The following is a 23,221-nucleotide window of genomic DNA, read 5'->3' as shown; positions in this document are numbered from 1 at the left end:
CCCGACGTCTTCGAGTCACGGGCGGTTACAACCTAGCGGCCGGTGCCGGGTCCGGCGAAGGGTTGCGCGACGAACCGGATCCCGTCGGGAGCCTCGAGGCTGAACCCCGATCCACGACCGGCCGCGACACCCAGCACGATCTCGGCGTCGTGCCACAGGTCATACCGTTCCGCCGATACCCACACCTGGGCCGGGGGCAGTGGTTCCGGCAGTGCGATCTCGCCGACGATCACGTCGCGCAGCCCGACGCGGAACTCGCGCACCGGGTGGCACATGGGATCCGACCCGGCGCAGGTACCGCCGGCCTCGTGGACGAGGAGTTGACCGTGGACCTCGGTGAGGGCGGTGAGCACCTCGACGGCACCGCCCGTCGCCAGGACGGCCTCGTGCGCGAGAACGGGCAGGTCGTCGACGGTCATCGCTTCATGGTGGGCCCATCGGCGACCGGGCGCGGCCGAAGGACGCAGACCACCCCGGTCGTCTTGGTCACAGACGATCCGGGGCGGCGGTGCTCCTCACGCGGCCGGCGAGATGCGACTCAGGTCGCGAACTCGGCTCCCCGCCGTGGCGGGCATGCGTCGAGCCAGATGTTCTCGGCCTCGTCGAAGACCCGTGAACGTGCGAGGAACCGCACCCCCTCGGGCGCTTCGAGACTGAACCCGGCGCCCCGGCCCGGCACCACGTCGAGGATTAGCTGCGTGTGTTTCCACACCTCGTACTGATCTCCCTGGATCCAGACCCGCACGGCGGGAAGGGGATCGGCGAGATCGATCTCGCCGAGCAACACATCGCGCTGCCCGACGCGGAACTCGTCGACCGGGTAACACATCGGGGCCGAGCCGTCACAACACCCACCGGACTGGTGGATCATGAGACCGCCGTGGAGCTCCGACAACTTGGTCAGGAGCTCCACCGCGGAGTCGGTGGCGACGACCCTGTCGGTGGCGGTCATCTCTAGAAGAAGCCCTTGGCGCCCTGGGCGTACCCGACGAGGAGGTTCTTCGTCTGCTGGTAGTGCTCGAGCATCATCAGGTGGTTCTCGCGTCCGATGCCCGAGGCCTTGTAGCCGCCGAAGGCCGCGTGTGCCGGGTAGTCGTGATACGTGTTCGTCCACACGCGACCGGCCTGGATCTCGCGTCCCGCGCGGTAGGCGGTGGCACCGTCACGTGACCAGACGCCGGCTCCGAGACCGTAGAGGGTGTCGTTGGCGATCGACATGGCCTCGCTGTAGTCGGCGAACGTGGCGACCGAGAGCACAGGTCCGAAGATCTCCTCCTGGAAGATGCGCATCTTGTTGTTGCCCGCGAACACCGTGGGCTTCACGTAGTAACCGCCGGCCAGGTCACCGTCGAGGGTCAGCGGCTCGCCGCCGGTGAGCACCTTCGCGCCCTCCTCCTGCCCGATGCTCAGGTAGGAGACGATCTTCTCGAACTGGTCGTTGGAGGCCTGGGCACCCATCATCGTGTCGGTGTCGAGGGGGTTGCCCTGCTTGATCTTCTCCACGCGGGCCACGGCGAGGTCGATGAACTCGTCGTAGATCGACTCCTGGATCAGGGCGCGGCTCGGGCAGGTGCACACCTCGCCCTGGTTGAGAGCGAACATCGTGAAGCCCTCGAGTGCGCGGTCGCGGAAACCGTCGTCCGACGCCATCACGTCGGCGAAGAAGATGTTCGGGCTCTTGCCGCCGAGCTCCAGGGTCACCGGGATGATGTTCTCTGAGGCGTACTGCATGATCAGGCGGCCGGTCGTGGTCTCACCGGTGAACGCGATCTTGCGGATCCGGTTGCTCGAGGCGAGCGGCTTGCCCGCCTCCACGCCGAAGCCGTTGACGATGTTGACCACGCCGTCGGGCAGCAGGTCACCGATGATCGACATCAGGAACAGGATCGACGCGGGGGTCTGCTCGGCCGGCTTGAGGACGACCGCGTTGCCGGCCGCCAGCGCCGGGGCCAGCTTCCAGACCGCCATGAGGATCGGGAAGTTCCACGGGATGATCTGACCGACGACGCCGAGCGGCTCGTGGAAGTGGTACGCGACGGTGTCCTCGTCGACCTGCGACAGCGAACCCTCCTGGGCGCGAAGCGCTCCCGCGAAGTACCGGAAGTGGTCGACGGCGAGCGGGATGTCGGCGGCGAGCGTCTCGCGGACGGCCTTGCCGTTGTCCCACGACTCGGCGACGGCGATCTTCTCGAGGTTCTCCTCGATGCGGTCGGCGATCTTGAGCAGCACCAGCGAGCGCTCGGCGACCGAGGTCTTGCCCCAGGCAGGGGCGGCGGCGTGGGCGGCGTCGAGCGCGAGATCGATGTCCTCGGCGGTCGAACGCGCGACCTCGCAGAAGGTCTTGCCGTTGACCGGCGACGGGTTCTCGAAGTACTGGCCCTTCACCGGCGGCGTCCACTTGCCACCGATCCAGTTGTCGTAGCGCGACTCGAAGTTCATCACCGCGCCGTCGGTTCCGGGGTTGGCGAACACTGCCATGTCTGGACCTCCCTGTCCTGATGAGTCTGTGATGTGCACCACAGACGCTACGCCGACCGACGTTGCAAGCCCGTTGCATCGTGGGAGCCGATGCGTAGCGTGAGGGTCATGACGAACTCCACCGTGACCTCAGTCGACATCGGCCCGAAGATCGTCGCCCGTCAGGTGCAGGTCAACGCGCCGGCGTCGCAGATCTTCGCCCTGGTCGCCGACCCGCACCGCCACCACGAGCTCGACGGGTCGGGCACCGTGCGCGACAGCGCCGTGAAAGGCCCCGACCGCCTGACCACCGGCGCGAAGTTCAGCGTCGGCATGAAGCAGTTCGGCGTCCCCTACAAGATCACCTCGACGGCGACCGAGATCGTCCCCGACAAGGTCGTCGAGTGGCAGCACCCGATGGGCCACAAGTGGCGCTGGGAGCTCGACGAGAAGACCCCGGGCGTCACGACCGTCACCGAGTCGTTCAACTACGGCACCGCCAAGCTCCCGGCCGCGCTCACCCTGACCGGCTACGACAAGAAGAACGGCGACGGCATCAGCGAGACCCTCAAGCGCCTCGCCGCGCGCTTCGCCTGAACCCGCGCTCCTTCCGGAGGACAACCGCACCCGGGATGTGACCGGTCGTATCGATTCCGTTCTCCACCAGGAGATAACCGGCGTCGCGATAGATCCGCTGGTTACGCGTGCTGCGTGCGCCGGTGAAGAGCTCGAAGGTCGTCGCCTCTGCCGGTGCCAGCCGTTCGGCCTGTTCGAGCAGTCGGCGCCCGAGGCCCTGCCCCGCCACGTCCGGGGCAACCATCAACCGGCCGATCTCCCACGTGTCACCGGCGAGACGACCCCGCACGGAGCCGATCAGTCGAGGTCCGTCCCGAACCGTGAGCGTCATCCAGTCGCCGATCCATGCGACGACGTCCTCGAGCGTCTCGTGGAGGGGCGGGATGTCGAGCGTGTCGTTCGCGATCGCCTCGGCGACCCAGCAGCAGCGCTGCAGCACAAGCAGTTCCGGGGCGTCGTCGGCGGTCGCCTCGGAAATGACCGCCTCTCGAGTCCGGACCCTTCCCGTCTCCGGGTCGTCGAGAACGGTGCGCGCATAGAGAAGCATGTCGCGGGGTTCACCGTCGATGAGGTGGCTGCCGCGAAGCAGTCCTTCGCACCTGTAACCGGCGTTGCGCGCCGCGCCGCGCGATCCGGCGTTCCACGGTTCCACGAAGAGCTCGACTCGGACGAAGCCCTCGAGCCCGAACGCGAAAGCGGTGGCCAACCGCAACGCGCGCGACATCACCCCGGCGCCGCGAAACTCCTGGGCCACCCAGTAGCCGATGTGGAACCGACCGTGCCGCGGCACCGACTTCCACACCCCGATCTGTCCCATGACCTCATCAGTGGCGCCCTCGGCCACTGCGAACGACCATCCGGCACCGTCGCGGGCTCGCTGGTGTTGACGCTCCACATACGCGCGGGCCGCGGCGTCGTCACCGTCAGCGTCCACGGTGGTCACCCACGGGATGTACGGGTCGCGGCCAGCCGACACCACCGCCGCGGTGTCGGCGAAGGTGAACGGCCGCAGCCGGATTCCCTCACCTTCCAGAACGGGAATCGTGAGTGCAGTCATCTGCGCATTCTGTCGAGGCGTCGTTGCATTCAGCAACGACATTTTTGGCAGTGTGATCACATCCGGGCGTAGCGGGCCATGACGAAGGCGTAGACGCCGTAGGTGGCGACGCCGATGGCCGCGACGAAGAGCAGGATCTGCCCGGCGGGTGCGGTGCCGAGGGTCTTGACGGCACCGTCGATACCGGTGGCCTTCGACGGATCGGCGCGCACCACCGCGACACCGACGAGGATGCCGGCGACGGCGAGCACTACGCCCTTCGCGACGTAGCCGATGACCCCGGTGGTGCGCACCGCGACGTTGTGGTCGAGCGACAGGTCGTCCATGAAGTTCCGCGTGACGCCCTTGTAGACGTGGTAGCTGCCGACACAGAAGATCACGATCCCGACGATCATCAGGGCGAACTTCCCTGCGCCCGAACCCATCAGCCGCGCGCTGAGGCCGGCGTTCTCGCGCCCGCTCGAGGTGCCGTCACCGAGGGCGAAGCGCACCGCCGTCCACGCGAAGGCGAAGTAGATGATCGCGAGACTCAGCGCCTTGCCGCGGTCGGCAAGCCCCGACGCACCTTCGTCGTCGGGGCCGTTGGGTTCGGTGGCGTGGACGCCGACGACCGCCTCGGCCACGCGCCACAACGCCATCGCGACGAACGCCGCGGCCGCCGCCCAGAGTGCGACCGTGCCACCCGTGGTGCTCGCGACGGTTGACAGCGCTCCGGACTGGTCGGCGTTGCCGCCGGCCCCGACGGCGATCCGCACGATCACGTAGGCGATGAGGATGTGGACGATGCCGCTCGTGACGTGACCGGCGCGGGCGGCGACCTCGAACCAGGCGTTGCCGGTGGCGTCATCGACCGCGCGCACCACCTCCCCGGCACCGAACTTCTGCATCTGCTCACCCTAGGAAGTCCGACGTCACCCAGAATTCATCCCGGCGAGTCTTGACTGAGTCCAGAAAAGTCACGCATAGTGGTGGCGTGCACCCGCGGACCGATCACACGGAAATGTTGCGCGCAGCGTCGCTGCGCGTGACCCGTCCGCGTATGGCGGTTCTCGACGCGGTGGCCGCGCATCCCCACGCCGACACCGACACCGTGTTCACCTCGGTGCGGACCGTCCTGCCCGAGGTGTCACGCCAGGCGGTCTACGACGTGCTCGGCGCCCTGACCCGCGCCGGTCTGGTGCGGCGTATCGAACCCGCGGGATCGGTCGCCCGATACGAATCGCGTGTCGGGGACAACCATCATCACGTCGTGTGCCGATCGTGCGGCGCCATCGCCGACGTCGACTGCGCCGTGGGCGAGGCGCCCTGCCTCACCGCGTCGACCAGCAACGGCTTCGAGATCGACGAAGCCGAGGTCATCTACTGGGGCCACTGCGCGCAGTGCACCACCGAACGCCGGGCGCGAACTCCGCACTGATCGCGATCCCGTCTGCTCTACAGCCAGTTGTCCAACACCGGAAGGAATCTCGTGACCGAAGCCCACGAAACCCGCGAAAAAGAGATGAACGAGGATCAGCCCGCCGACCACGCGTCGGGCGGTTGCCCGGTGGTGCACGGCAACACCGCGCCGGTGGAGGGTGGCAACACCAACCGCGGCTGGTGGCCGCACAATCTCAACCTCGGCATCCTGCAGAAGAACCCGGCTGTCGCGAACCCGCTGGGTGAGGACTTCGACTACGCGAAGGCGTTCAACAGCCTCGACCTCGCCGCGGTGAAGTCCGACATCAAGGACGTGCTCACCGACTCGAAGGACTGGTGGCCCGCCGACTGGGGCAACTACGGCCCGTTCTTCATCCGTATGACCTGGCACTCGGCCGGCACCTACCGCGTGCACGACGGTCGCGGCGGCGCGGGCGCGGGCATGCAGCGTTTCGCCCCGCTCAACAGCTGGCCCGACAACGCCAGCCTCGACAAGGCGCGTCGCCTGCTGTGGCCGATCAAGCAGAAGTACGGCAAGAGCCTGTCGTGGGCTGACCTCATCGTCCTCACCGGCAACGTCGCGCTGGAGTCGATGGGCCTGGAGACGTTCGGTTTCGGTGGCGGCCGCGAGGACCGCTGGGAGCCCGAGCAGGACGTGTACTGGGGCCCGGAGCAGACGTGGCTGGGCGACGAGCGCTACACCGGCGACCGTGAGCTGGAAGAGCCGCTCGGCGCCGTGCAGATGGGTCTCATCTACGTGAACCCCGAAGGCCCCAACGGCAACCCGGATCCGCAGCTGTCGGCCAACGACATCCGCGAGACCTTCGGCCGCATGGCCATGAACGACCGTGAGACCGCCGCACTGGTCGTCGGCGGCCACACCTTCGGAAAGGTGCACGGCGCAGGCGATCCCGAGAAGTACATCGGTGCCGAGCCGGAGGGTGCACCCCTCGAGGAGCAGGGCCTGGGCTGGAAGAACAGCTTCGGAACCGGCAACGCCGAATACACCATCACCAGCGGCATCGAGGGCGCCTGGACGCCCACCCCCACCCAGTGGGACAACAGCTACCTCGAGACCCTCTACGGCTACGAGTGGGAGGTCCACAAGGGCCCCGGCGGCGCATGGCAGTGGCGTCCGAAGGACGGCGCCGCAACCGATCTCGTCCCCGACGCCCACATCGAGGGCAAGAAGAACCCGCCCATGATGCTCACCAGCGACATGGCGATGCGCGTCGATCCGATCTACGAGGAGATCACCCGCGGCTGGCTCGCCGATCCCTCGTCGCTGGCCGACGAGTTCGCCCGCGCCTGGTTCAAGCTGCTGCATCGCGACATGGGACCGGTCGTCCGCTACCTCGGCCCCGAGGTGCCCAGCGAGGAACTGCTGTGGCAGGACCCGATCCCGGCGGTCACCGGTGATCTCATCGGTGGCGAGGACATCGCCGCGCTCAAGGCGAAGATCCTCGAGTCGGGACTCACCATCTCGCAGCTCATCAAGACCGCGTGGGCGGCGGCCTCGTCGTTCCGCGGCAGCGACAAGCGCGGTGGCGCCAACGGTGGTCGCATCCGTCTGCAGCCGCAGGCCGGGTGGGAGGTCAACGAGCCCGACGAGCTGGCCCAGGTGATCCGTTCGCTCGAGTCGATCCAGGAGTCGTTCAACAGCGCGGGCGGCGCACAGGTCTCGTTCGCCGACCTCGTCGTCCTCGGTGGCGCTGCGGCGTTGGAGAAGGCCGCCAGCAACGGCGGCGTCGAGATCACCGTCCCGTTCACCCCGGGGCGTACCGACGCCACGCAGGAGCAGACCGACGTCGAGTCGTTCTCCTACCTCGAGCCGAAGGTCGACGGGTTCCGTAACTTCCTCGGCAAGGGCGATCGCCTGCCCGCGGAGTTCGCACTGGTCGATCGGGCCAACCTGCTGACGCTGAGCGCACCGGAGTTGACCGTGCTCGTCGGTGGCCTGCGAGTGCTGGGCGCCAACCACGGCGGCTCGAAGTTGGGTGTGTTCACCGACAAGTCGGAGACGCTGAGCAACGACTTCTTCGTCAACCTCCTCGACATGGAGACCGTGTGGGAGCCCGTCGGCGACGAGCAGGGCACCTATGTCGGCAAGGATCGCGCGTCCGGTGAGCAGAAGTACACCGGCAGCCGCAACGACCTGGTGTTCGGGTCGAACTCGCAGCTGCGCGCGGTCGCCGAGGTCTACGCCGAGAGCGACTCGAAGGAGAAGTTCGTGCACGACTTCGTCGCGGCGTGGGACAAGGTCATGATGGCCGATCGCTTCGACGTGAAGGGCTGACCCCGGCTCGACACACCACGACACCCCGTCGACCGCATCGGTCGGCGGGGTGTCGTCGTGTCAGGACCTGTCGTGCAGCGTCACGTGGTAGCCGTCGGGATCGGCGAAGGTGAAGGTGCGACCGAACGGTCCGTCGAACGGTGCGGTGACGATCGCCTTGCCGTCGGCGTCGAGGGCGTCGTGGATGGCCTGCACATCGGTGGCGTGCATCCACAGCGCCATCCCGATCCCGGGCTGATCCACCGCGCCGAGATCGGTCCCCGCCACCACCTCACGGAGCGCGAAGGCGATGGGGCTGGTCGTGAAGACCACCGCGTGCGGTGGTCCGGCCGGCGACCGCACCAACCCGACGTACTTCTCGTAGAACGCCTGTGATGCGTCGAGATCACGAGCTTGCAGTGAGATGAAATCGGGGCCGGTGACGGGCATGGGGTTCTCCTTCGCTGGGTGTCAGGTGCCTGACACGACTGAGGCTATGTCAGGATACTGACATGAGTCAAGACGGCATCGATCTCGAGACGTCGATGGGATATCTCCTGAAGAGGGCATCGACTGCGCTGCGCGTCTCGATGGAGACCGCGCTCGCTCCCCTCGGGCTGACGGTCACGCAGTACTCGTGCCTCGAGCTCCTCGCCCAGCGCCCCGGCCTGTCGACGGCGGCGCTGGCGCGGGGCACCTTCGTGACGCGGCAATCGATGAACGTGCTGGTGCAGACGTTCGAGCGCGACGGGTACGTGCGCAGGCCCGAGCAGCCCCCCGTCGGCAAGGTGCTGCCCACCGAACTCACCCCGAAGGGGCGACGAGTTCTCGAGAAGGCCTCCGCGGCAGTGCGATCGGTCGAGGTGTCCATGCTCGACGGGGTGAACGCCGCCGAGCGCGCCGCGGCATTCGGCGTGCTACGGAAGATCGTCGCCAACCTCGGCGACACCGACTCCTAGCGGATGCGCGGAGCCCCGAGGACCACGTCGCGGTAGGTGATCACGTTGCCGCGGTACGCGCGATCCGGGAACAGACGACGCAGCGGTTCGCTGCCGGTGGTCGACACCGTCACGGTGGTCTCGGCGGTGGTGATGTCGAAGTCCGGGATGTCGAGCGCGCCGGTGCGGGCCCGCGAACCGTCGGCGAACACCTGCTCCATCCCGCTGAGCGCAGGGGCGATCACGGTCGACAGGATGGGCCAGCCGAGCGCCCTGGGCACGGCAAGTGTCCGCGCCGGACCCGCGTCCCCGACGCTCACCCCCACCGACCAGCCGTCGCCGGATGCGGTGAACTCGCTCGCCTCGGCCGGGTCGCCGGTGAACTCGGCGAGGACCTTCGGCAGCGCCCAGTTCTCGCGACCACCGCGCATCGTGGCCGCGGAGTCGACGGGCAGGAACGGGATGTGGCCGAACACGCCGCCGGGGCGCGCGTAGACGATGACGCCACCGAGTTCGTTGTAGGTGCCGACCGGCGTGTGGCTGTAACGCACCCCGAATCCGACGCGCAGCAGCGGGATCGCGAAGCGGGCCAGGGACGGCGGGAGGAGCTCGCGGTCGGAGCGACGCGCCTTCGCCGACCAGAACACCCCGCTCCCGGCGATCGACCAGGGCGCAGGACTGCCCACCTCGGGCAGTGCGTCGTTCATGGCGGGGGTGGCGACACCCTCGGGGATGGTCGACGCCAGGCCTCGCCAGCGCGACTCGATCGATGCGATGGGGTTCGCGACCACGTCGTCACTTCCTTCCGCCGGCGTGAGCCCCACGCCGATATGGAACAAACTAACAGAACCGTTCCATTGAGCGGGAGGGGTCGGCGGGGTCAGTTCGCCGGGACGGGCTGCGTCTGTGGGCGTCGAGGGGTCATCCCCGGGGCGACGACCGCGGCGAGGACGGCGATGGCGGCCAATGTCCACCACGCGTGCGTGAACGAGGTGTGGGCCGCGGCGTAGCCGACGGGCGTCCCGATGACGGCGACGATGATGCTGACCCCGAGCGCAGTGCCGATCTGACGGCTCATGTTGACCACCGCGCTACCGGTCGCCGCCTGTGTGGGCGGCAGGTCGGCGGTCGCCGACGAGAGGATCGACGGCAGGGCCAGCCCGATCCCGCTGCCGCCGATGAGCAGGCTGGGCAACATGTCGCCCACGTAGTCCGGCGTCTGGCCCACCGACGCCGCGAGCAGCAGTGCGCCACCGGCCATCAGCGCGCACCCCACGCCGACGATGACGCCGATCGGCACCCGACGCGTGGCGAGCTGGTGTCCGACGATTGTGAACAGCGGGACCATCAACGGTCCGGGCACCACCGCGAAGCCGGTGCGGATCGCCGAGTATCCCCAGACCTGCTGCATCCACAGGATGTTGACCAGCAGAGAGGCGGCGAACGGGATCGAGAACAGGACAGCGGTGGCGTTCGCGAAGGAGAAGGCGCGCACCCGCAACAGAGCCGCGTCGATCACCGGCGACCGGTGGCGTGACGAGCTGACGACGAACAGGCCCAGCGCCACCACCGACACGATCCACGCGGTCACCGTGCGCATATCGGCCCAACCCCAGTCGGGACCCTCGACCAGTCCGAGTGTCAGCGCACCGATCGACACCGCGAGGAGGGCGGCGCCGAGCATGTCGGGGAACGGTGTCGGCGAGTCGTCGCGCGAACGCTCCACCACGATCACCGCCCCGACGAACGCGACGATCCCCACCGGGATGTTCACGAGGAAGATCCACCGCCAGGAGGCCTCGACCAGCATGCCGCCCAACGCCGGGCCCAGAGCGGCGGCCAAGGCGCCGGTGGCCGCCCAGATGCGCACTGCGCGAGCGCGGTTGGCAGGGGTGGCCGCCGCGATCACCAGGCCGAGGCTCGACGGGGTGAGGATCGCCGCACCCACCGCCTGCACCACGCGCGCCGCCACCAACCACCAGACGCCGTCGCTCGCGGCACAGGCGGCACTCGCCACGGTGAACAGGGCGAGGCCGAACAGGAAGCTCTCCTTGCGGCCGAAACGGTCTGCCAGACGACCCGCCGGGACCAGCAGCGCGGCGTAGACGATGGTGTACGCGTTGAGGATCCAGGACAGTTGCGAGAGCGGGATCGACTGCGACGGATTCGATCCCGCGAAATCGCGGCCGATGTCGTCGAAGGCGACGTTGACGATGAAGACGTCGAGGCTGGCCATGAACGCGGCCAACGAGAGGACGAACAGGACGATGCCGGGACGGCGGGTCGCAGATGCCTCGGGCTCCGCTACTCTGGTGGTCACCATAGTCACGGTAGGCCCTGACTACAGCGTGGTCAATACAGACATCGCTCGATCAGGCGCGACGTCCCCGCCGCAGACGCAGTGCGTCGAGACCCACCTCGTCGCCGTCGACCGTGCGCACCGAGACACCGACCCGTTCACCGGATGCGTCGACGACCTCGACCGGCGGCCCCTGGGGTTGCAGGTGGCGGTCGCCCCACTCCATCATCGCCAGCACCACAGGGAGCAGGTCGCGACCCTTGTCGGTGAGGACGTACTCGTGCCGAGGACGCGATCCGGGCTCCTGATACGGGCGCTTGGCGAAGATCCCGTCGGATACGAGCTGCTTGAGTCGCGTGGCCGCGGCCGCATCGGTCACCCCGACACGTTGCGCGAAATCGGCGAAGCGGGTGGTGCCGTAGAACGCCTCGCGGAGGAACAGCATCGCCGTGCGCGACCCGACGACCTCGAGCGCCTTGGCCACCGAACACTCCTCCGCCGTCCATCGGGTGCGATCGGCGAGTGATGTGTCGAGAGCCATTGCCATGGAGCACAGCCTACGCTGGCTCTATGCCGATCTCGCCAGGGTCGATGCTGCGGCCTAGCTGCTGAGCCCGAAGCGCCTGTCCAACAGGGCAACCCGGCCCAGCGCCTGCGCATGACCCGGATCGCCCGGACCCACCACCGCCGCGAGTGCCTGCCAGGCCTCGGCGTCGTCGCGCCCGTGTACCGAATCGGTCCACGCCTGCAGACCTCGTCGCTGCTGTCCGCGCATCACCGCCGAACGGATGTCGGCGGTGATCTCCTCGAACAGCTCCACCACACCGGGGGCGCGGGACCCGGCGAGCAGCCCGCCTCGACCGAGCTCGTCGATCGCGCCGACCACGTCGCCGTTGCGGACCAGTTCGGTCATGCGGTGCACGTCGGACTCGAGGTGGACACCGAGCCGGTACGGGCGCGACAACACCACGTCGGCACCGAGATCGCGTCGCAGTCGGGATATCTCGGCCCGAACCGTCACCGCGTCGACGCCCGAGTCGGACAGCTTCGCGGCAAGCTCCTCGGTGCCCAGTCCGTGGGGATGGTGGGCGAGCAACAGCAGGATCTCCGCGTGACGCGGGCTCAGACGATGGGTGCGGCCGTCGAGCACCACCCTTAACCCCGCGGCGTCGGTCACCGACAGGTGCGCGCCGGAAGCTCCGCCGGGTGTGCTGATCCGACCGAGATCGACACCGCCGTAACGCATCTGCATCTCGATCGCCGCGACCACCGACCGGACGGTCGACATCGCGAACGGCGCCGCCACCTGCCGTCCACCGGTGATGTCGAGGACACCGATGACGTGCCCGGTCACCGGATCGTGCACCGGCGCCGCAGCACAGCTCCACTCCTGCACCGGCTCGGCGAAGTGTTCGCTGCCGACGATCTGCACCCCGCGATCGACGGCGAGGGCCAGACCCGGGGCGTTCGTACCGACGGTCTCCTCCGACCAGATCGCACCCTCGACGAAGTCGATGGCCGCGGCGCGGTCGCGGGCGGCGTGATCACCCTCGAGCCACAGCAGCCGTCCGACCTCGTCGGTGAGCGCGACGACGACCCCCGCGCCGCCGATGTCATCGAGCATCAGCGAACGGACCAGCGGCCGCATCGCGGTCATCGGGTGCGCGGCGCGGTAGGTGTCGAAGTCGCCCGAGGACATGTCGGCGACCGTCGAGCCGGAGGGGTCGACGCCACCGCGCAGCGACCGCATCCAGGAGTCGCGGACCACCGACCGCACCGAATCACGCCGCGTGGACCGGTCGGCGAGGAACCGCTCGAAGGCCAGCCGGACCTGATCCGGCTGGTCGAGCGATCCGCTGGGTGTTGCCGCCACGGCCGCCATTGTGCCAGCACAGCCGATCGGTGTGTGGCACGCGCCACAGACCGACGCGGGTCAGACGGCCGAGCGGGCAATCAGTTCGTCGGCGGCGTCGGTCGAGACCGCACCGACGCGACGCATGAACCGCGCGACCCGCGGCATCACCTCGGCCTGACGGTGGATCGCGGCGTGGATCAGCCATCGCGCGGCCTCCGACGACGACAGGGCGGGCGCCTCGGTGTACTCGTCGGTCGGCGAGATCATCGGGGTCCTCACCAGCGGGAAGAACACCGTGGTGACCGCGATCCCGGTGCCGCGCAACTCCGCGGCGATGCTGCGGCCGAATGCGGTCAGCGCGGATTTCGAGCCGGCGTAGGCCGAGAACTTCGGCATCGCCCCCATGGGGATACCCCAGGTGGAGACGTTGATGAACTGTCCGCTGCCCCGCTCACGCATCGCGGGGAGGAAGCCGAGGGTGAGCTGCACCGGGCCGAAGTAGTTGATCGCCATGGTGCGCTGGTAGTCGTGCAGGCGGTCGGTGGAGTCGAGGACGTCGCGGCGGATGGAACGCCCGGCGTTGTTGATGACGATGTCGGGGCAGCCGTGATCGGCGGTGACCGCCTCGATCAGTCGGGCGATGTCGTCGGTGTCGGACAGGTCCGCGGGGATGGGGTGGGCGAGTCCACCGCCGGCGCGGATGCTCGCCGCCACCGTCTCGAGCTCCTCGGCCCGTCGCGCCACGAGCAATACGTTCGCCCCGTGCTTGGCGAACTTGCGAGCCGCCGCCTCACCGATGCCCGAGGATGATCCGGTGATGAGCACGGTCTTGCCCTCGAGCCCCTCGGCCGGGGCCCGGGTCAGATCGACGAGGTCGCGCACCGAGCGCGGCCGCTGCATCGCGGTCCGCACCACGCGGTTGGTCAACGAGGTCACTGCGTTCGCCATGGGCAAACGGTAGACGACTGCCATCGGTCGATGTCACTCGGCGGCGAGGGCAGGGTGTCCGATTCGCGGGCACACTGGACACATGAAGACACTCCTCAACATCATCTGGCTGGTGCTCTGCGGATTCTGGATGGCCGTCGGCTACGTCCTCGCCGGCATCGTCTGCTGCATCCTGATCATCACCATCCCGTTCGGGATCGCGTCGTTCCGGGTCGCGAACTACGCGCTGTGGCCGTTCGGCCGCACGGTGGTCCGCGACCCGTCGTCGGGCGCCGCGTCGGCCGTGGGCAACGTGATCTGGTTGATCTTCGCGGGTATCTGGCTGGCCATCGGCCACATCGTGACCGGTGTCGCACTGTGCATCACGATCATCGGCATCCCGCTGGGCATCGCGAACTTCAAGATGATCCCCATCTCGCTGCTGCCTCTCGGGTCGCGCATCGTCTCCACCGACGCCCGCCTCGCGCCACCGGTGACCAACCCGGCCGTGCGCTACTGAGATCAGTCCATCCCGATCCCGAGCGGGGGCATCGGCGTAGCATTTAGCCATGCGTACTAACAAGGACACGTGGACCATCACCTCCAGCGTCGGGCGCACGGCCCTGCTCGTCGCCCTCGGGCGGGCACTGGAGACCCGCCGCCCCGATGCGCTGATCCGAGATCGGTTCGCCGAGGAGTTCGTCCGTGCCGCAGGCGACGACTCCCTCACCCCGGAGGCCATCGAGCGTCTCGTCGCCGACGACCCGTCGGCGACAGGATCGGTGACGATGCTGCGCGACATGATGGCCGCGCGCACCCGGCGCATCGACACCGCCGTCGCCGACGCCACCGCGGCGGGCTGCGCACAGGCGGTGATCCTCGCCTCCGGCCTCGACGCACGGGCGGTTCGCCTGCCGTGGGCCGCCGGCACGCCGGTGTTCGAGGTCGACCAGCCCGCCGTCCTCGACTTCAAGAACGAGGTGCTCGACGGACTCGACGCACACACCGACGCCCATCGGGTGACGGTCGCCTGCGACCTGCGCGACGACTGGCTCGGCGCGCTGCGCGACGCCGGGCTGCGCGACGACGTGCCCACGGTGTGGCTCGCCGAGGGACTGCTCCCCTACCTGCGCGCCGAGGACCAGGAGTCCCTGCTCACCACCATCGGATCGGTCGCACCCTCGGGCAGTGTGCTCGTCCTCGACGTCCCCCGCGAACCGTTCGAACCCGATCACGCCGACTTCGACGGCTCGGCCTTCGGCGTCACCATGGACGAACTGTTCCTGGACATCGGCCAGTTCGCGACACAGGACTGGCTCGACGGACACGGATGGGCGACCACCTCGGACTCGCTCGTGACGCTGCTCGCCGACTACGGCCGGCCCGCGCCGGAGGGCACCCCGTGGACCCGTATGCAGCAGACGCTCGATCTCGTTGTGGCGCATCGTCGCTGAGGAACGGTCACGCCCCGTTCATCTCGATGATCACCGGACGTCACCGATGCGGACAAGACTGTTGCGCATGCTAACCACACTGGCTCCCCGCACCTCCGGCCGACGCGTCACCACCCGACTGGCGACCGGCCTCGCCGGCCTGGCCACCTTCGGCGCCATCGCCTTCGCCACCCCGGCGACCGCCGATGCGGCCATCTCGAACTGCTACCTGGCGAATCTGCCCGCGCAGGCGTCGCAGACGGTGGACCGCATCCATTCCGGCGGACCGTTCCCCTACCCCAACAACGACGGCGTCGTCTTCTCCAACCGCGAGGGTGTGCTGCCCGCGCAGTCGTCTAGCTACTACCACGAGTACACGGTGCCCACCCCGGGTGCGTCGACCCGCGGCGCACGTCGGATCGTCACCGGCGGAACGCCGCTCACCTCCCCGCCGCACTACTACTACACCGGTGACCACTACGGCTCGTTCTGCGAGATAGTGGACGCATGACCGATGCCCCCGCCCGTCCCTCGGACCCGGTGCGCTACGAGATCGACGGCGACGCGATCTCCTCGCCCGAGGATTTCTACACCGAGATCGGGCGGGCGGTGAACGGTCCCGGTGGCTACTTCGGCGCGAACCTCGACGCGTTGGCCGATTGTCTCCGTGGGGGTTTCGGCACACCCGACGACAGGCCGTTCGAGTTCGTGTGGCGGCACAGCGAGATCGCCCGCGAGCAGCTCTCGACACAGATGCGCGGCGACCGGTCGGTCTTCGACCACATCATCGAGGTGTTCGACGACTGCGGCGTGCCACTGCGACTGAGCTGACAGGGTCCGACCGGTCCTCAGGTCCCCATCCGCAGCTCGCGGACCGCGTCGATCGTGTCGGCGTCGGCGGCGTCCTTGTCGGGCCGGTAGCGCAGTACCCGCGCGAAGCGGAGCGCGACACCGCCGGGATAGCGGGTGCTGCTTTGCACCCCGTCGAGCTCGATCTCGACGACCACCTCTGGGCGGAGATAGACGGTGTGGGAGTCGGAGTGCGACTGGTGTTTCGGCAACTCCTCGGTCTGCCACCGCAGCAGGTCGTCGGTGAGTCCCTTGAACGTCTTGCCGACCATGATCGGCGGACCGCCGTCGGGGTCACGGGCCCCGAGGTGCAGGTTCGACAGCCAGCCGGTCCGCCGCCCGGAGCCCCACTCCACCCCGATGACGACGAGGTCGAGGGTGTGCTCGGGTTTGACCTTCAGCCAGCTCTTGCCACGACGCCCCGCGGCATAGGTGGAGTCGAGCGACTTCACCATCGCACCCTCGTGCCCCGCGGCGATGGCTGCGTCGAAGTGCGCGCGGGCCTCCTCGGCGGTCGGACGAAGCACGGCGGGGATCCGATGCGGTCCGGCCACGGAATCGAGTGCGTCGATGCGTCTCTCGAGGGGCGCGTCGAGCAGGTCCTCGCCGTCGAGATGGATGCAGTCGAAGAAGTACGGCGACAGCAGCAGGTCACCGGCAGCCGACCCGAAGCGACTCATCGTCTCCTGGAACGGCCGGGGCCGACCGGAGTCCTCGAGCGCGAGCGTCTCCCCGTCGAGGACGACCGATCGGCAGGGCAGTGCACGCACCAGTTCGACCAGTTCGGGGACGGCCGAGGTGATGTCGCGCAGCGTGCGGGTGACGACGAGGACCTCGTCGCCGTTTCGATGCACCTGGATTCGCGCGCCGTCGAGTTTGTGCTCGACGACGACATCGGGTCCCAGTGCCGCATAGGCCGCGTCCATCGATTCGCCGGGCGAGGCGAGCATCGGGCGTACCGGCCGGCCGACGGTGAGAGTGAACCGGGCGAGTTCCTCGGCGCCCCCGGACATCGCGGCCGCGGCGGTCACGGCGAGGTCACCCGAGAGCATCGCCGCGCGCCGCACCGAGGCCTGATCGACGTCGAACGCTGCTGCGACGGCGTCGGTCACCACCCCCTCGAGCGCGCCCTGTCGCAACTCGCCGGTGAGCAGTCGGACGAGGAAGTCCTGTTCGGGACCCGTGGCCGCGCCGAACAGACCGGAGAGGAGGTCGCGGCGGCGCGCCGTCGATCCCGCCCCCGACACGCCTGTGAGATCGGTGAGGGCCGAGTCCACGTCGAGCACCGAGAGACCGGGCTGCGCCGCGGGTTCGGGCCGTGCGGCCGACACCGTGCGCCACCCGATGCCGATGCGTCCCTGCCGGGGGCGACCGGTGAGCCAGGCGACCACCGGCACCACCTCGACCGCATCGAGGGCGGTGATGAGTTCGGCCAACAGGGCGATCTTGGCGCGGCGCCCGCTGGTGGCGCCGACCGCCTCCGATGTCTCGATCACCTCGTGGAGTCGCATCACCCAGTTCTACCGGGCGGGTCCGACGGGCGGGGGCTGCCGTGTCAGAGGCCCAGACGGATCTGGTTGCCGCCGGACTGCTTCGCCTCGTACATCGTGTGATCGGCGCGACGCCGTGCATCTCGCGCCGCCTCCCGCCCCGACCGTGCCGGGTGGACGGCGACGACACCGATGCTCATGGTCACCGAGGGCGCGTCGGCCTCGGAGTCGAAGACCGTCGGGATGGTCGCGGCGATCTCGCGCACCGTCTCGACCGATCCACCCACCACGAGGGTGAACTCCTCGCCACCGCTGCGCGCGACGAAGCCTGCGGTGCCGACGTGCTCACTGAGTTCGTGGGCCACGCGCACCAGCACCTCGTCGCCGACGTCGTGGCCGTGGGCGTCGTTGACCTTCTTGAACCCGTCGATGTCGGCGACCGCGAACGCCACCGAGCTGTCGGCGCCGGCGACGCGTTCGATCATGGGTATCGCCTCCTGCCACATGCCGCGCAGGTTGTGGACACCGGTTAGCGAGTCGGTCCCTGCCAGATCGGAGCGGCGGCGGAAGGTCGACCACGCCAGCTCCATCGTGAGGGTCGGGCCGATCAACACCAGCAGCACGATGATCGTGCGGGCCAGTGTGTAGGCGACACCCTCGCCGTCGGCGATCGCCCACACGGAGAACCCGATGGTCACCGTGCTCGCGAAGACGAGGTGCCCGACGAGCCAGGGGCGCGACAGGAAGAAGAGGAAGAAGGCGCCCGTGACCGAATAGAGCGCGCACCCGATGATCGCGTCGACACGCGGCGTGATGGTCGCCGTCACCGCGAGGGTCCCGAGTTCGGCGAACACACCGAACACCCGGGCGCCCACACCGTCGACGAGGACGCGTGACGTCATCCAGACGATGCCCGCGACGACGGCGCACACCGCGAGCACCCACACGAAGATCCCGGTGGCGTCGGTCGGGTTCTGATACGCCCGGGTGACGGCGGCGACCAGACCGAACGACATCGCCGCCACCCCGATGGTGTGGCGCGACACCACCTCGAGGCGGGGTTCATGCAGGCGCGCGGTGGCCAGCCGAGAACGTCTCACCGCAGCCATGTACCGCTCAACACCTCATCCGAACCGGGCCACGAGCACGGACTCGCGGCAGTCACGTTGGGCACGATCCCACAATTGGGACGTCGAGGTGGCGCTTCAGGTTCCGCAGGACCGCCCGAAGGCGACGCCGCCTACAGAGCCTCCAGCGCCGAGGTCATCGATCGTACGGTCTCGCCGGCGATCTTCTGGAACACCAGCCACATGATCGGCTCGCCCAGCTTGGCCGCGCCGTTCAGCGACACGTTCGCCCGGTAGGTGATCTGTGTGCCGCCGCCCTCCGCGTCCGCCAGCGTCAGGTCGTCGCTGGTGGCGGCGGTCTTGTTGACGCCCTCGAATCGCAGGTGGTCGGGGTCGTCGCGCACCAGCGTGTAGTCGAGTTCGGTCGTCACGCCCACCAACTTCGACGTGTTGTGCCAGACCGTGCCCACCGCGACCGGGCCGGGGGTGGTCTGGACGTTGTCCTGGCTCCCCGGGTCCCACTGCGTCGCGTTGGTGAAGTCGCGCAGGTAGGCGGCGACGGCCGCACGATCCTTCGCGACGGTGAATGTGCGGGACACCTCGACCATGTCAGCTCCTCGTTCGTCTGCGGCCGATGGTACGGACCGGTGTCAGTCGATCGGCGCGATGATGCTGCGGTCGCTGGCGGGCACGAATCCGGCGAGTGGCTGCGGTGCATCGACCACCGAGTAGGCCGAGGCGTCGCCGGCCAGCGGGACCGACGGCCGGCCGTCGACCCCCACGGGGATGTCACCGGCGAGTGTCACGCGGTTGACCTTGCGGTACGCGTCGCCGAAGTCGGCAACGCCGTAGTGCTGGGTGGAACGGTTGTCCCAGATGGCGATGTCGCCCGGCGACCAGTTCCAGCGGAAGGTGTTGTCGGGCCGCTCGACCCGCGCCTGCAGCAACCGGAGGATGTCGGCCGACTCCGAGGTCTTGAGTCCGGCGAACCCGGAGACGAAGTGCCCGAGGGTCAGGGCGCGCTCGCCGGTCTCGGGATGCACCCGCACCACGGGGTGCTCGGTCCGGAACACCGTCTTCGTGAACTCCGCCCGGTACTCGGGATCGCTGGAGTCGCCGACGGTGAGGTGCTCGGCGTAGTCGTAGTCGTTGGTGTGGATCGCACGCAGGTTGTCGGCGAGCACCCGCAGCGGTGCGGGGAGGGCCGCGTAGGCGGCCACGGTCGACGCCCACATCGTCGCGCCGCCGTAACTGGGCTGGACCACGGCGCGCAGCACGGACATCTTCGGGATGCGGTCGACGAAGGTGACATCGGTGTGCCACGAGTTGGCCGCACCTTCGAGCGGGAGCAGATCCTCACCGCGGGAGAGAACGGTGGGATGCGCCTTGGTGGGGGTGCCGAGCAGTCCGGCGAACTCGTACTGCGCCGCGTCGTCGATGTGGTGCTGGCCGGTGATGATCACGACCTTGTGGGTGAGCACCGCGCGCCGGATCTCGTCGATCACGCGGGGGTCGAGGTCCGGGTTGAGGGTGAGGCCGTCGATCCGCGCGCCGAGGTGGTGGCCGAGCTTGGTGACCGCGACCGCCGTCCGGGGTCGCGGTGCGAACGTGCTGCTCGAGCGGGAGGTGGGTTCGAGGATCGTGGTCACGGGTGTTGCGCCTTTCATCGGTGGAGCAGAACGGCCGCCCCCGGGCACCCGACACCGGCGAATCCGACATCGGCGCACGCACGGTTGCATCGTCCTACCTGCATGTTCCGTGCGATCACCGACGGTCGACAAGGTTTGGCGCATACTGATCCGAACGCGCCTCGGCGGGAACACGGACCGGACCACCCGATTCGCGAACCTCTCGAGGCAGGCGGGGGCCTCTCGTCCAGACCCGGCGAATCCGGGGCCCACTCGCACGGTCGCGCGATCTCGGATCGCCGCCCGCACCCCACATCGGGGTGGGCTGGAACGAGGATCGACTCGCCGTGGACGATGTGTGGGAATACTTCACCGACCATCGACGCCAACTGCTGTTCGACAGCTACCAGCACGTCAGTGCGGTGGTGCAGAGCGTCATCCTGGCCACTCTGATCGCCGTCGCGATCGGGGTGCTCACCTACCGCAACGCCACCGCGTCGTCGCTGGCGAACTCGGTGTCGTCGGCGGTGCTCACCATCCCGTCGTTCGCCCTGCTCGGGCTGCTGATCCCGATCTTCCACCTCGGCGTGGTGCCCAGCGTCATCGCGCTGGTCCTCTATTCGCTGCTGCCGATCATCCGCAACACCATCGTCGGTCTGAGTTCCGTCGACCCCGCACTCGTCGACGCCGCACGCGGGACGGGCATGAGCCGGATCCAGACGCTCTGGCGGGTCGAGATGCGGCTGGCCTGGCCGTCGGTGCTGTCGGGCATGCGGGTCAGCTCGCAGATGGCGATGGGGATCCTCGCGATCGCCGCGTACGCCAAGGGTCCCGGTCTGGGAAACCTCATCTTCTCCGGACTCGCCCGCGTCGGTAGTCCGACCGCCATCCCCATGGCGCTGACCGGAACCATCCTCATCGTCGTCCTCGCGCTCGTTCTCGACGCGATCTATCAAGTCATCGGACGGCTCACCACCTCGAAGGGACTCGCAGCATGACCGGAGTGCAGGAGAGGTCGGCCGCAGCGCCGTCGTCGACCGGTGTCGAGATCGTTCTCGACCACATCACCAAGCGGTACCCGGGGCAGCAGAAGGCCGCCGTCGAGGACGTGTCGATGACGATCGAGGCTGGCGAGATCGTCGTCTTCGTCGGCCCGTCGGGCTGTGGCAAGACCACCACCATGCGGATGATCAACCGGCTCATCGAACCGACCTCGGGATCGATCATGATCGGCGGGCGCGACGCACTGTCGATCCCCGCGAACGAACTGCGCCGGTCCATCGGTTACTCGATCCAGCAGGCCGGACTGTTCCCCCACATGACGATCGAGCAGAACATCTCGCTGGTCCCCGGGTTGCTGAAGTGGGATCGCAAGCGGATCGCCGCGCGGACCGAGGAGATGCTCCACCTCGTCGGCCTCGATCCGGCGATCTACCTCAAGCGATTCCCCCGGCAGCTGTCCGGCGGTCAGCAGCAGCGTGTCGGGGTGGCGCGTGCGCTCGCCGCCGATCCGCCGGTCCTGCTGATGGACGAACCGTTCGGTGCCGTCGACCCCATCACCCGCGCCTCGCTGCAGGACGAGTTGATCCGCCTGCACGCCGAGATCGGCACCACCATCGTCTTCGTCACCCACGATTTCGCCGAGGCCGTCAAACTCGGCGACCGGATCGCCGTGCTCGGCGACCAGTCGTCGATCCAGCAGTACGACACCCCCGAGGCCATCCTCGCCAACCCCGCCACCGAGATGGTCGAGGGCTTCGTCGGCAAGGGCGCGCTGCTCCAGCAGCTCGGCCTCAAGCGGGTCCGCGACGTCCCGCTGGAGCAACGGCCCAGCGCACATGAGTCCGATCCGGTCGATCAACTCGCCCGCGCGATCGACGCCTCCGACGACGACTGGGGTGTCATCCTCGACGACCGCGACCGACCGGTCCGGTGGGTGCGCGACCACCATCTGCGCACGGCGACGAACCTCCGCGACGTCGGCGTGCCCGCCGACCTGGTGTCGATGTCGTCGACCCTGCAGCAGGCACTCGAGGCCATCCTCTCCACGGGATGTGTGTCGGCGATCGTCACCGGACGCAACGGACGCTTCGAAGGAACGGTCGTCATCGAGACCCTGATGTCGGCCATCCGCGATCTCCGCGGGGCGGGCGAACCGGTATGACCGCGACCACGACGGTCGGGGCCGCAGAGGTCGAGACCGAGGGGCGGGTACGCCTGCTCATCCAGCCACTCCTGGTGCTCGCCGCGGCGGCCGCGGTGATCGCCTGGGCGTTCACCCAGAACCTCACCGCCACCCAGAAGGAGACGATCAACCCGTCGAACCTGACCTCGCTCGTCTGGCAGCACCTCGTCATCAGCGTGGTGGTCGCGGCGATCGTCGTCGTCATCGCGGTGCCGTTGGGGACGCTGCTCAGCCGTCCGGCGTTGGTGCGGTTCGCGCCCATCGCGATCGCGGTGGCCAACATCGGTCAGGCCACGCCGGCGATCGGTCTGCTGGTGCTGTTGTTCCTCTGGACGGCGACCACCGGCTTCTGGATCGGTGTCATCCCGATCGCGGTCTACTCGCTGCTGCCGGTGCTCGCCAACACCCTGCTCGGATACGCCAGCGTCGACCGTGCGGTCATCGACGCCGGTCGCGGACAGGGCATGTCGAAACCCGCCATCCTGTGGCGGCTCGAGTTCCCGCTGGCCATCCCCTACATCCTCGCCGGACTGCGGACGTCGCTCGTCCTCGCGGTCGGCACCGCCACGCTGAGCTTCCTCGTCGACGCCGGTGGCCTCGGCATCCTCATCGACACCGGATACAAGCTGCGTGACAACGTCGCACTCATCCTCGGTGCCGTCCTCGCCGCATGCCTGGCGTTGCTCGTCGACTGGGCCGGTGCCCTCGCCGAACGCTGGCTCGGACCGAAAGGCTTGCGAGTATGAGTTCCTCCACGCTGTCTCGC

Annotated in this window: 26 protein-coding genes; 11 read left to right on the top strand and 15 right to left on the bottom strand. The window is 68.6% G+C overall.

The genetic code is table 11. The features are described from left to right. Window positions 1-32: 32 nt before the first annotated feature. The 3 genes from ACLBW1_RS02555 to exaC form a co-directional block, all read right to left on the bottom strand. The gene (locus ACLBW1_RS02555) at window positions 33-419 is read right to left on the bottom strand and encodes a DUF779 domain-containing protein (RefSeq protein ID WP_447809905.1); all 387 of its coding nucleotides are present in this window, start codon (window positions 417-419) and stop codon (window positions 33-35) included. A gap of 119 nt (window positions 420-538) precedes the next feature. Continuing rightward, window positions 539-952 carry a DUF779 domain-containing protein gene (locus tag ACLBW1_RS02550; RefSeq protein ID WP_447809904.1) on the bottom strand — a complete coding sequence of 138 codons (414 nt, stop codon included), beginning with the start codon at window positions 950-952 and terminating at the stop codon, window positions 539-541. Between the two features lie 2 nt (window positions 953-954). Further along, window positions 955-2,478 carry an acetaldehyde dehydrogenase ExaC gene (exaC, locus tag ACLBW1_RS02545; protein WP_447809903.1) on the bottom strand — a complete coding sequence of 508 codons (1,524 nt, stop codon included), beginning with the start codon at window positions 2,476-2,478 and terminating at the stop codon, window positions 955-957. A gap of 108 nt (window positions 2,479-2,586) precedes the next feature. On the opposite strand from exaC, the gene ACLBW1_RS02540 reads away from it, so the two are divergent. Continuing rightward, window positions 2,587-3,054, top strand: a complete 468-nt coding sequence (locus tag ACLBW1_RS02540; protein ID WP_447809902.1) for an SRPBCC family protein — start codon at window positions 2,587-2,589, stop codon at window positions 3,052-3,054. Here the strand turns inward: ACLBW1_RS02540 and ACLBW1_RS02535 are convergent. Next, window positions 3,026-4,090 carry a GNAT family N-acetyltransferase gene (locus tag ACLBW1_RS02535; RefSeq protein ID WP_447809900.1) on the bottom strand — a complete coding sequence of 355 codons (1,065 nt, stop codon included), beginning with the start codon at window positions 4,088-4,090 and terminating at the stop codon, window positions 3,026-3,028. The genes ACLBW1_RS02540 and ACLBW1_RS02535 overlap by 29 nt on opposite strands. Window positions 4,091-4,146: 56 nt before the next feature. Next, on the bottom strand, window positions 4,147-4,977 hold the full coding sequence (locus ACLBW1_RS02530) for a DUF1206 domain-containing protein (RefSeq protein ID WP_447809899.1): 831 nt from the start codon (window positions 4,975-4,977) through the stop codon (window positions 4,147-4,149). A gap of 113 nt (window positions 4,978-5,090) precedes the next feature. Here ACLBW1_RS02530 and ACLBW1_RS02525 point away from each other — a divergent pair, with 113 nt between their 5' ends. Together ACLBW1_RS02525 and katG are read left to right on the top strand one after the other, a co-directional pair. Beyond that, window positions 5,091-5,507: a Fur family transcriptional regulator gene (locus tag ACLBW1_RS02525; protein WP_447811112.1), complete on the top strand. Its 417-nt coding sequence runs from the start codon at window positions 5,091-5,093 to the stop codon at window positions 5,505-5,507. Window positions 5,508-5,591: 84 nt separating this feature from the next. Further along, window positions 5,592-7,805, top strand: a complete 2,214-nt coding sequence (gene katG, locus ACLBW1_RS02520) for a catalase/peroxidase HPI (RefSeq protein ID WP_447809898.1) — start codon at window positions 5,592-5,594, stop codon at window positions 7,803-7,805. Window positions 7,806-7,865: 60 nt separating this feature from the next. Here the strand turns inward: katG and ACLBW1_RS02515 are convergent, their stop codons facing one another. Further along, window positions 7,866-8,234 carry a VOC family protein gene (locus tag ACLBW1_RS02515; RefSeq protein WP_447809897.1) on the bottom strand — a complete coding sequence of 123 codons (369 nt, stop codon included), beginning with the start codon at window positions 8,232-8,234 and terminating at the stop codon, window positions 7,866-7,868. Between the two features lie 62 nt (window positions 8,235-8,296). Here ACLBW1_RS02515 and ACLBW1_RS02510 point away from each other — a divergent pair, with 62 nt between their 5' ends. Next, entirely contained in the window at window positions 8,297-8,743 is a 447-nt protein-coding gene (locus ACLBW1_RS02510) for a MarR family winged helix-turn-helix transcriptional regulator (protein ID WP_447809896.1), read from the top strand. Here the strand turns inward: ACLBW1_RS02510 and ACLBW1_RS02505 are convergent. From ACLBW1_RS02505 to ACLBW1_RS02485, 5 genes are all read right to left on the bottom strand, one after another. Further along, complete coding sequence (locus tag ACLBW1_RS02505) at window positions 8,740-9,513, bottom strand: acetoacetate decarboxylase family protein (protein WP_447809895.1); 774 nt, start codon at window positions 9,511-9,513, stop codon at window positions 8,740-8,742. The two genes, ACLBW1_RS02510 and ACLBW1_RS02505, sit on opposite strands and share 4 nt — an antisense overlap. 89 nt (window positions 9,514-9,602) lie before the next feature. Further along, window positions 9,603-11,045: an MFS transporter gene (locus ACLBW1_RS02500; RefSeq protein ID WP_447809894.1), complete on the bottom strand. Its 1,443-nt coding sequence runs from the start codon at window positions 11,043-11,045 to the stop codon at window positions 9,603-9,605. A gap of 49 nt (window positions 11,046-11,094) precedes the next feature. Then, on the bottom strand, window positions 11,095-11,568 hold the full coding sequence (locus ACLBW1_RS02495) for a winged helix-turn-helix transcriptional regulator (protein WP_447809893.1): 474 nt from the start codon (window positions 11,566-11,568) through the stop codon (window positions 11,095-11,097). Window positions 11,569-11,622: 54 nt separating this feature from the next. Beyond that, a complete protein-coding gene (locus ACLBW1_RS02490; protein WP_447809892.1) occupies window positions 11,623-12,894 on the bottom strand; it encodes a GAF domain-containing protein in 1,272 nt (423 codons plus the stop codon). A 60-nt stretch (window positions 12,895-12,954) separates the two neighbouring features. Next, complete coding sequence (locus ACLBW1_RS02485; protein ID WP_447809891.1) at window positions 12,955-13,824, bottom strand: SDR family NAD(P)-dependent oxidoreductase; 870 nt, start codon at window positions 13,822-13,824, stop codon at window positions 12,955-12,957. An 82-nt stretch (window positions 13,825-13,906) separates the two neighbouring features. Here ACLBW1_RS02485 and ACLBW1_RS02480 point away from each other — a divergent pair, with 82 nt between their 5' ends. The 4 genes from ACLBW1_RS02480 to ACLBW1_RS02465 all read left to right on the top strand — a co-directional run bounded on the left by ACLBW1_RS02480 (window position 13,907) and on the right by ACLBW1_RS02465 (window position 16,067). Beyond that, window positions 13,907-14,323 (top strand): YccF domain-containing protein, encoded by a 417-nt coding sequence (locus ACLBW1_RS02480; protein WP_447809889.1) that lies wholly within the window; start codon window positions 13,907-13,909, stop codon window positions 14,321-14,323. A gap of 49 nt (window positions 14,324-14,372) precedes the next feature. Next, a complete protein-coding gene (locus ACLBW1_RS02475; RefSeq protein WP_447809888.1) occupies window positions 14,373-15,257 on the top strand; it encodes an SAM-dependent methyltransferase in 885 nt (294 codons plus the stop codon). A gap of 67 nt (window positions 15,258-15,324) precedes the next feature. Continuing rightward, window positions 15,325-15,747, top strand: coding sequence for a ribonuclease domain-containing protein (locus tag ACLBW1_RS02470; protein WP_447809887.1), 423 nt, complete (start codon window positions 15,325-15,327; stop codon window positions 15,745-15,747). Then, complete coding sequence (locus tag ACLBW1_RS02465; RefSeq protein ID WP_447809886.1) at window positions 15,744-16,067, top strand: barstar family protein; 324 nt, start codon at window positions 15,744-15,746, stop codon at window positions 16,065-16,067. The genes ACLBW1_RS02470 and ACLBW1_RS02465 overlap by 4 nt, the downstream gene beginning before the upstream one ends. A gap of 17 nt (window positions 16,068-16,084) precedes the next feature. On the opposite strand, the gene ACLBW1_RS02460 is transcribed toward ACLBW1_RS02465, so the two are convergent. The 4 genes from ACLBW1_RS02460 to ACLBW1_RS02445 form a co-directional block, all read right to left on the bottom strand. Further along, window positions 16,085-17,596 (bottom strand): ATP-dependent DNA ligase, encoded by a 1,512-nt coding sequence (locus tag ACLBW1_RS02460; protein WP_447809885.1) that lies wholly within the window; start codon window positions 17,594-17,596, stop codon window positions 16,085-16,087. Window positions 17,597-17,640: 44 nt separating this feature from the next. Continuing rightward, the gene (locus ACLBW1_RS02455) at window positions 17,641-18,684 is read right to left on the bottom strand and encodes a diguanylate cyclase (RefSeq protein ID WP_447809884.1); all 1,044 of its coding nucleotides are present in this window, start codon (window positions 18,682-18,684) and stop codon (window positions 17,641-17,643) included. 131 nt (window positions 18,685-18,815) lie between these two features. Continuing rightward, entirely contained in the window at window positions 18,816-19,250 is a 435-nt protein-coding gene (locus ACLBW1_RS02450) for an SRPBCC family protein (protein ID WP_447809883.1), read from the bottom strand. Between the two features lie 42 nt (window positions 19,251-19,292). Next, window positions 19,293-20,282 carry a TauD/TfdA dioxygenase family protein gene (locus ACLBW1_RS02445; RefSeq protein WP_447811111.1) on the bottom strand — a complete coding sequence of 330 codons (990 nt, stop codon included), beginning with the start codon at window positions 20,280-20,282 and terminating at the stop codon, window positions 19,293-19,295. 335 nt (window positions 20,283-20,617) lie between these two features. On the opposite strand from ACLBW1_RS02445, the gene ACLBW1_RS02440 reads away from it, so the two are divergent. From ACLBW1_RS02440 to ACLBW1_RS02430, 3 genes are read left to right on the top strand one after another with little or no spacing between them, the layout of a single operon-like run. Continuing rightward, window positions 20,618-21,268, top strand: coding sequence for an ABC transporter permease (locus ACLBW1_RS02440; protein WP_447809882.1), 651 nt, complete (start codon window positions 20,618-20,620; stop codon window positions 21,266-21,268). After that, window positions 21,265-22,434, top strand: coding sequence for an ABC transporter ATP-binding protein (locus tag ACLBW1_RS02435; RefSeq protein WP_447809880.1), 1,170 nt, complete (start codon window positions 21,265-21,267; stop codon window positions 22,432-22,434). The genes ACLBW1_RS02440 and ACLBW1_RS02435 overlap by 4 nt, the downstream gene beginning before the upstream one ends. After that, on the top strand, window positions 22,431-23,201 hold the full coding sequence (locus tag ACLBW1_RS02430; protein ID WP_447809879.1) for an ABC transporter permease: 771 nt from the start codon (window positions 22,431-22,433) through the stop codon (window positions 23,199-23,201). The genes ACLBW1_RS02435 and ACLBW1_RS02430 overlap by 4 nt, the downstream gene beginning before the upstream one ends. Window positions 23,202-23,221 lie beyond the last annotated feature (20 nt).

The sequence above is a fragment of the Williamsia sp. M5A3_1d genome, assembly GCF_053345315.1.
This window is presented reverse-complemented; position numbering and strand designations above follow the sequence as displayed.

Bases quoted from the DNA above. Each gene is read 5' to 3' on its own strand.
- ACLBW1_RS02555 (WP_447809905.1), bottom strand. From the start codon at position 419: ATGACCGTCGACGACCTGCCCGTTCTCGCGCACGAGGCCGTCCTGGCG.
- ACLBW1_RS02550 (WP_447809904.1), bottom strand. From the start codon at position 952: ATGACCGCCACCGACAGGGTCGTCGCCACCGACTCCGCGGTGGAGCTC.
- exaC (WP_447809903.1), bottom strand. From the start codon at position 2,478: ATGGCAGTGTTCGCCAACCCCGGAACCGACGGCGCGGTGATGAACTTC.
- ACLBW1_RS02540 (WP_447809902.1), top strand. From the start codon at position 2,587: ATGACGAACTCCACCGTGACCTCAGTCGACATCGGCCCGAAGATCGTC.
- ACLBW1_RS02535 (WP_447809900.1), bottom strand. From the start codon at position 4,090: ATGACTGCACTCACGATTCCCGTTCTGGAAGGTGAGGGAATCCGGCTG.
- ACLBW1_RS02530 (WP_447809899.1), bottom strand. From the start codon at position 4,977: ATGCAGAAGTTCGGTGCCGGGGAGGTGGTGCGCGCGGTCGATGACGCC.
- ACLBW1_RS02525 (WP_447811112.1), top strand. From the start codon at position 5,091: ATGTTGCGCGCAGCGTCGCTGCGCGTGACCCGTCCGCGTATGGCGGTT.
- katG (WP_447809898.1), top strand. From the start codon at position 5,592: ATGAACGAGGATCAGCCCGCCGACCACGCGTCGGGCGGTTGCCCGGTG.
- ACLBW1_RS02515 (WP_447809897.1), bottom strand. From the start codon at position 8,234: ATGCCCGTCACCGGCCCCGATTTCATCTCACTGCAAGCTCGTGATCTC.
- ACLBW1_RS02510 (WP_447809896.1), top strand. From the start codon at position 8,297: ATGAGTCAAGACGGCATCGATCTCGAGACGTCGATGGGATATCTCCTG.
- ACLBW1_RS02500 (WP_447809894.1), bottom strand. From the start codon at position 11,045: ATGGTGACCACCAGAGTAGCGGAGCCCGAGGCATCTGCGACCCGCCGT.
- ACLBW1_RS02495 (WP_447809893.1), bottom strand. From the start codon at position 11,568: ATGGCAATGGCTCTCGACACATCACTCGCCGATCGCACCCGATGGACG.
- ACLBW1_RS02485 (WP_447809891.1), bottom strand. From the start codon at position 13,824: ATGGCGAACGCAGTGACCTCGTTGACCAACCGCGTGGTGCGGACCGCG.
- ACLBW1_RS02480 (WP_447809889.1), top strand. From the start codon at position 13,907: ATGAAGACACTCCTCAACATCATCTGGCTGGTGCTCTGCGGATTCTGG.
- ACLBW1_RS02475 (WP_447809888.1), top strand. From the start codon at position 14,373: ATGCGTACTAACAAGGACACGTGGACCATCACCTCCAGCGTCGGGCGC.
- ACLBW1_RS02470 (WP_447809887.1), top strand. From the start codon at position 15,325: ATGCTAACCACACTGGCTCCCCGCACCTCCGGCCGACGCGTCACCACC.
- ACLBW1_RS02465 (WP_447809886.1), top strand. From the start codon at position 15,744: ATGACCGATGCCCCCGCCCGTCCCTCGGACCCGGTGCGCTACGAGATC.
- ACLBW1_RS02460 (WP_447809885.1), bottom strand. From the start codon at position 17,596: ATGCGACTCCACGAGGTGATCGAGACATCGGAGGCGGTCGGCGCCACC.
- ACLBW1_RS02455 (WP_447809884.1), bottom strand. From the start codon at position 18,684: ATGGCTGCGGTGAGACGTTCTCGGCTGGCCACCGCGCGCCTGCATGAA.
- ACLBW1_RS02450 (WP_447809883.1), bottom strand. From the start codon at position 19,250: ATGGTCGAGGTGTCCCGCACATTCACCGTCGCGAAGGATCGTGCGGCC.
- ACLBW1_RS02435 (WP_447809880.1), top strand. From the start codon at position 21,265: ATGACCGGAGTGCAGGAGAGGTCGGCCGCAGCGCCGTCGTCGACCGGT.
- ACLBW1_RS02430 (WP_447809879.1), top strand. From the start codon at position 22,431: ATGACCGCGACCACGACGGTCGGGGCCGCAGAGGTCGAGACCGAGGGG.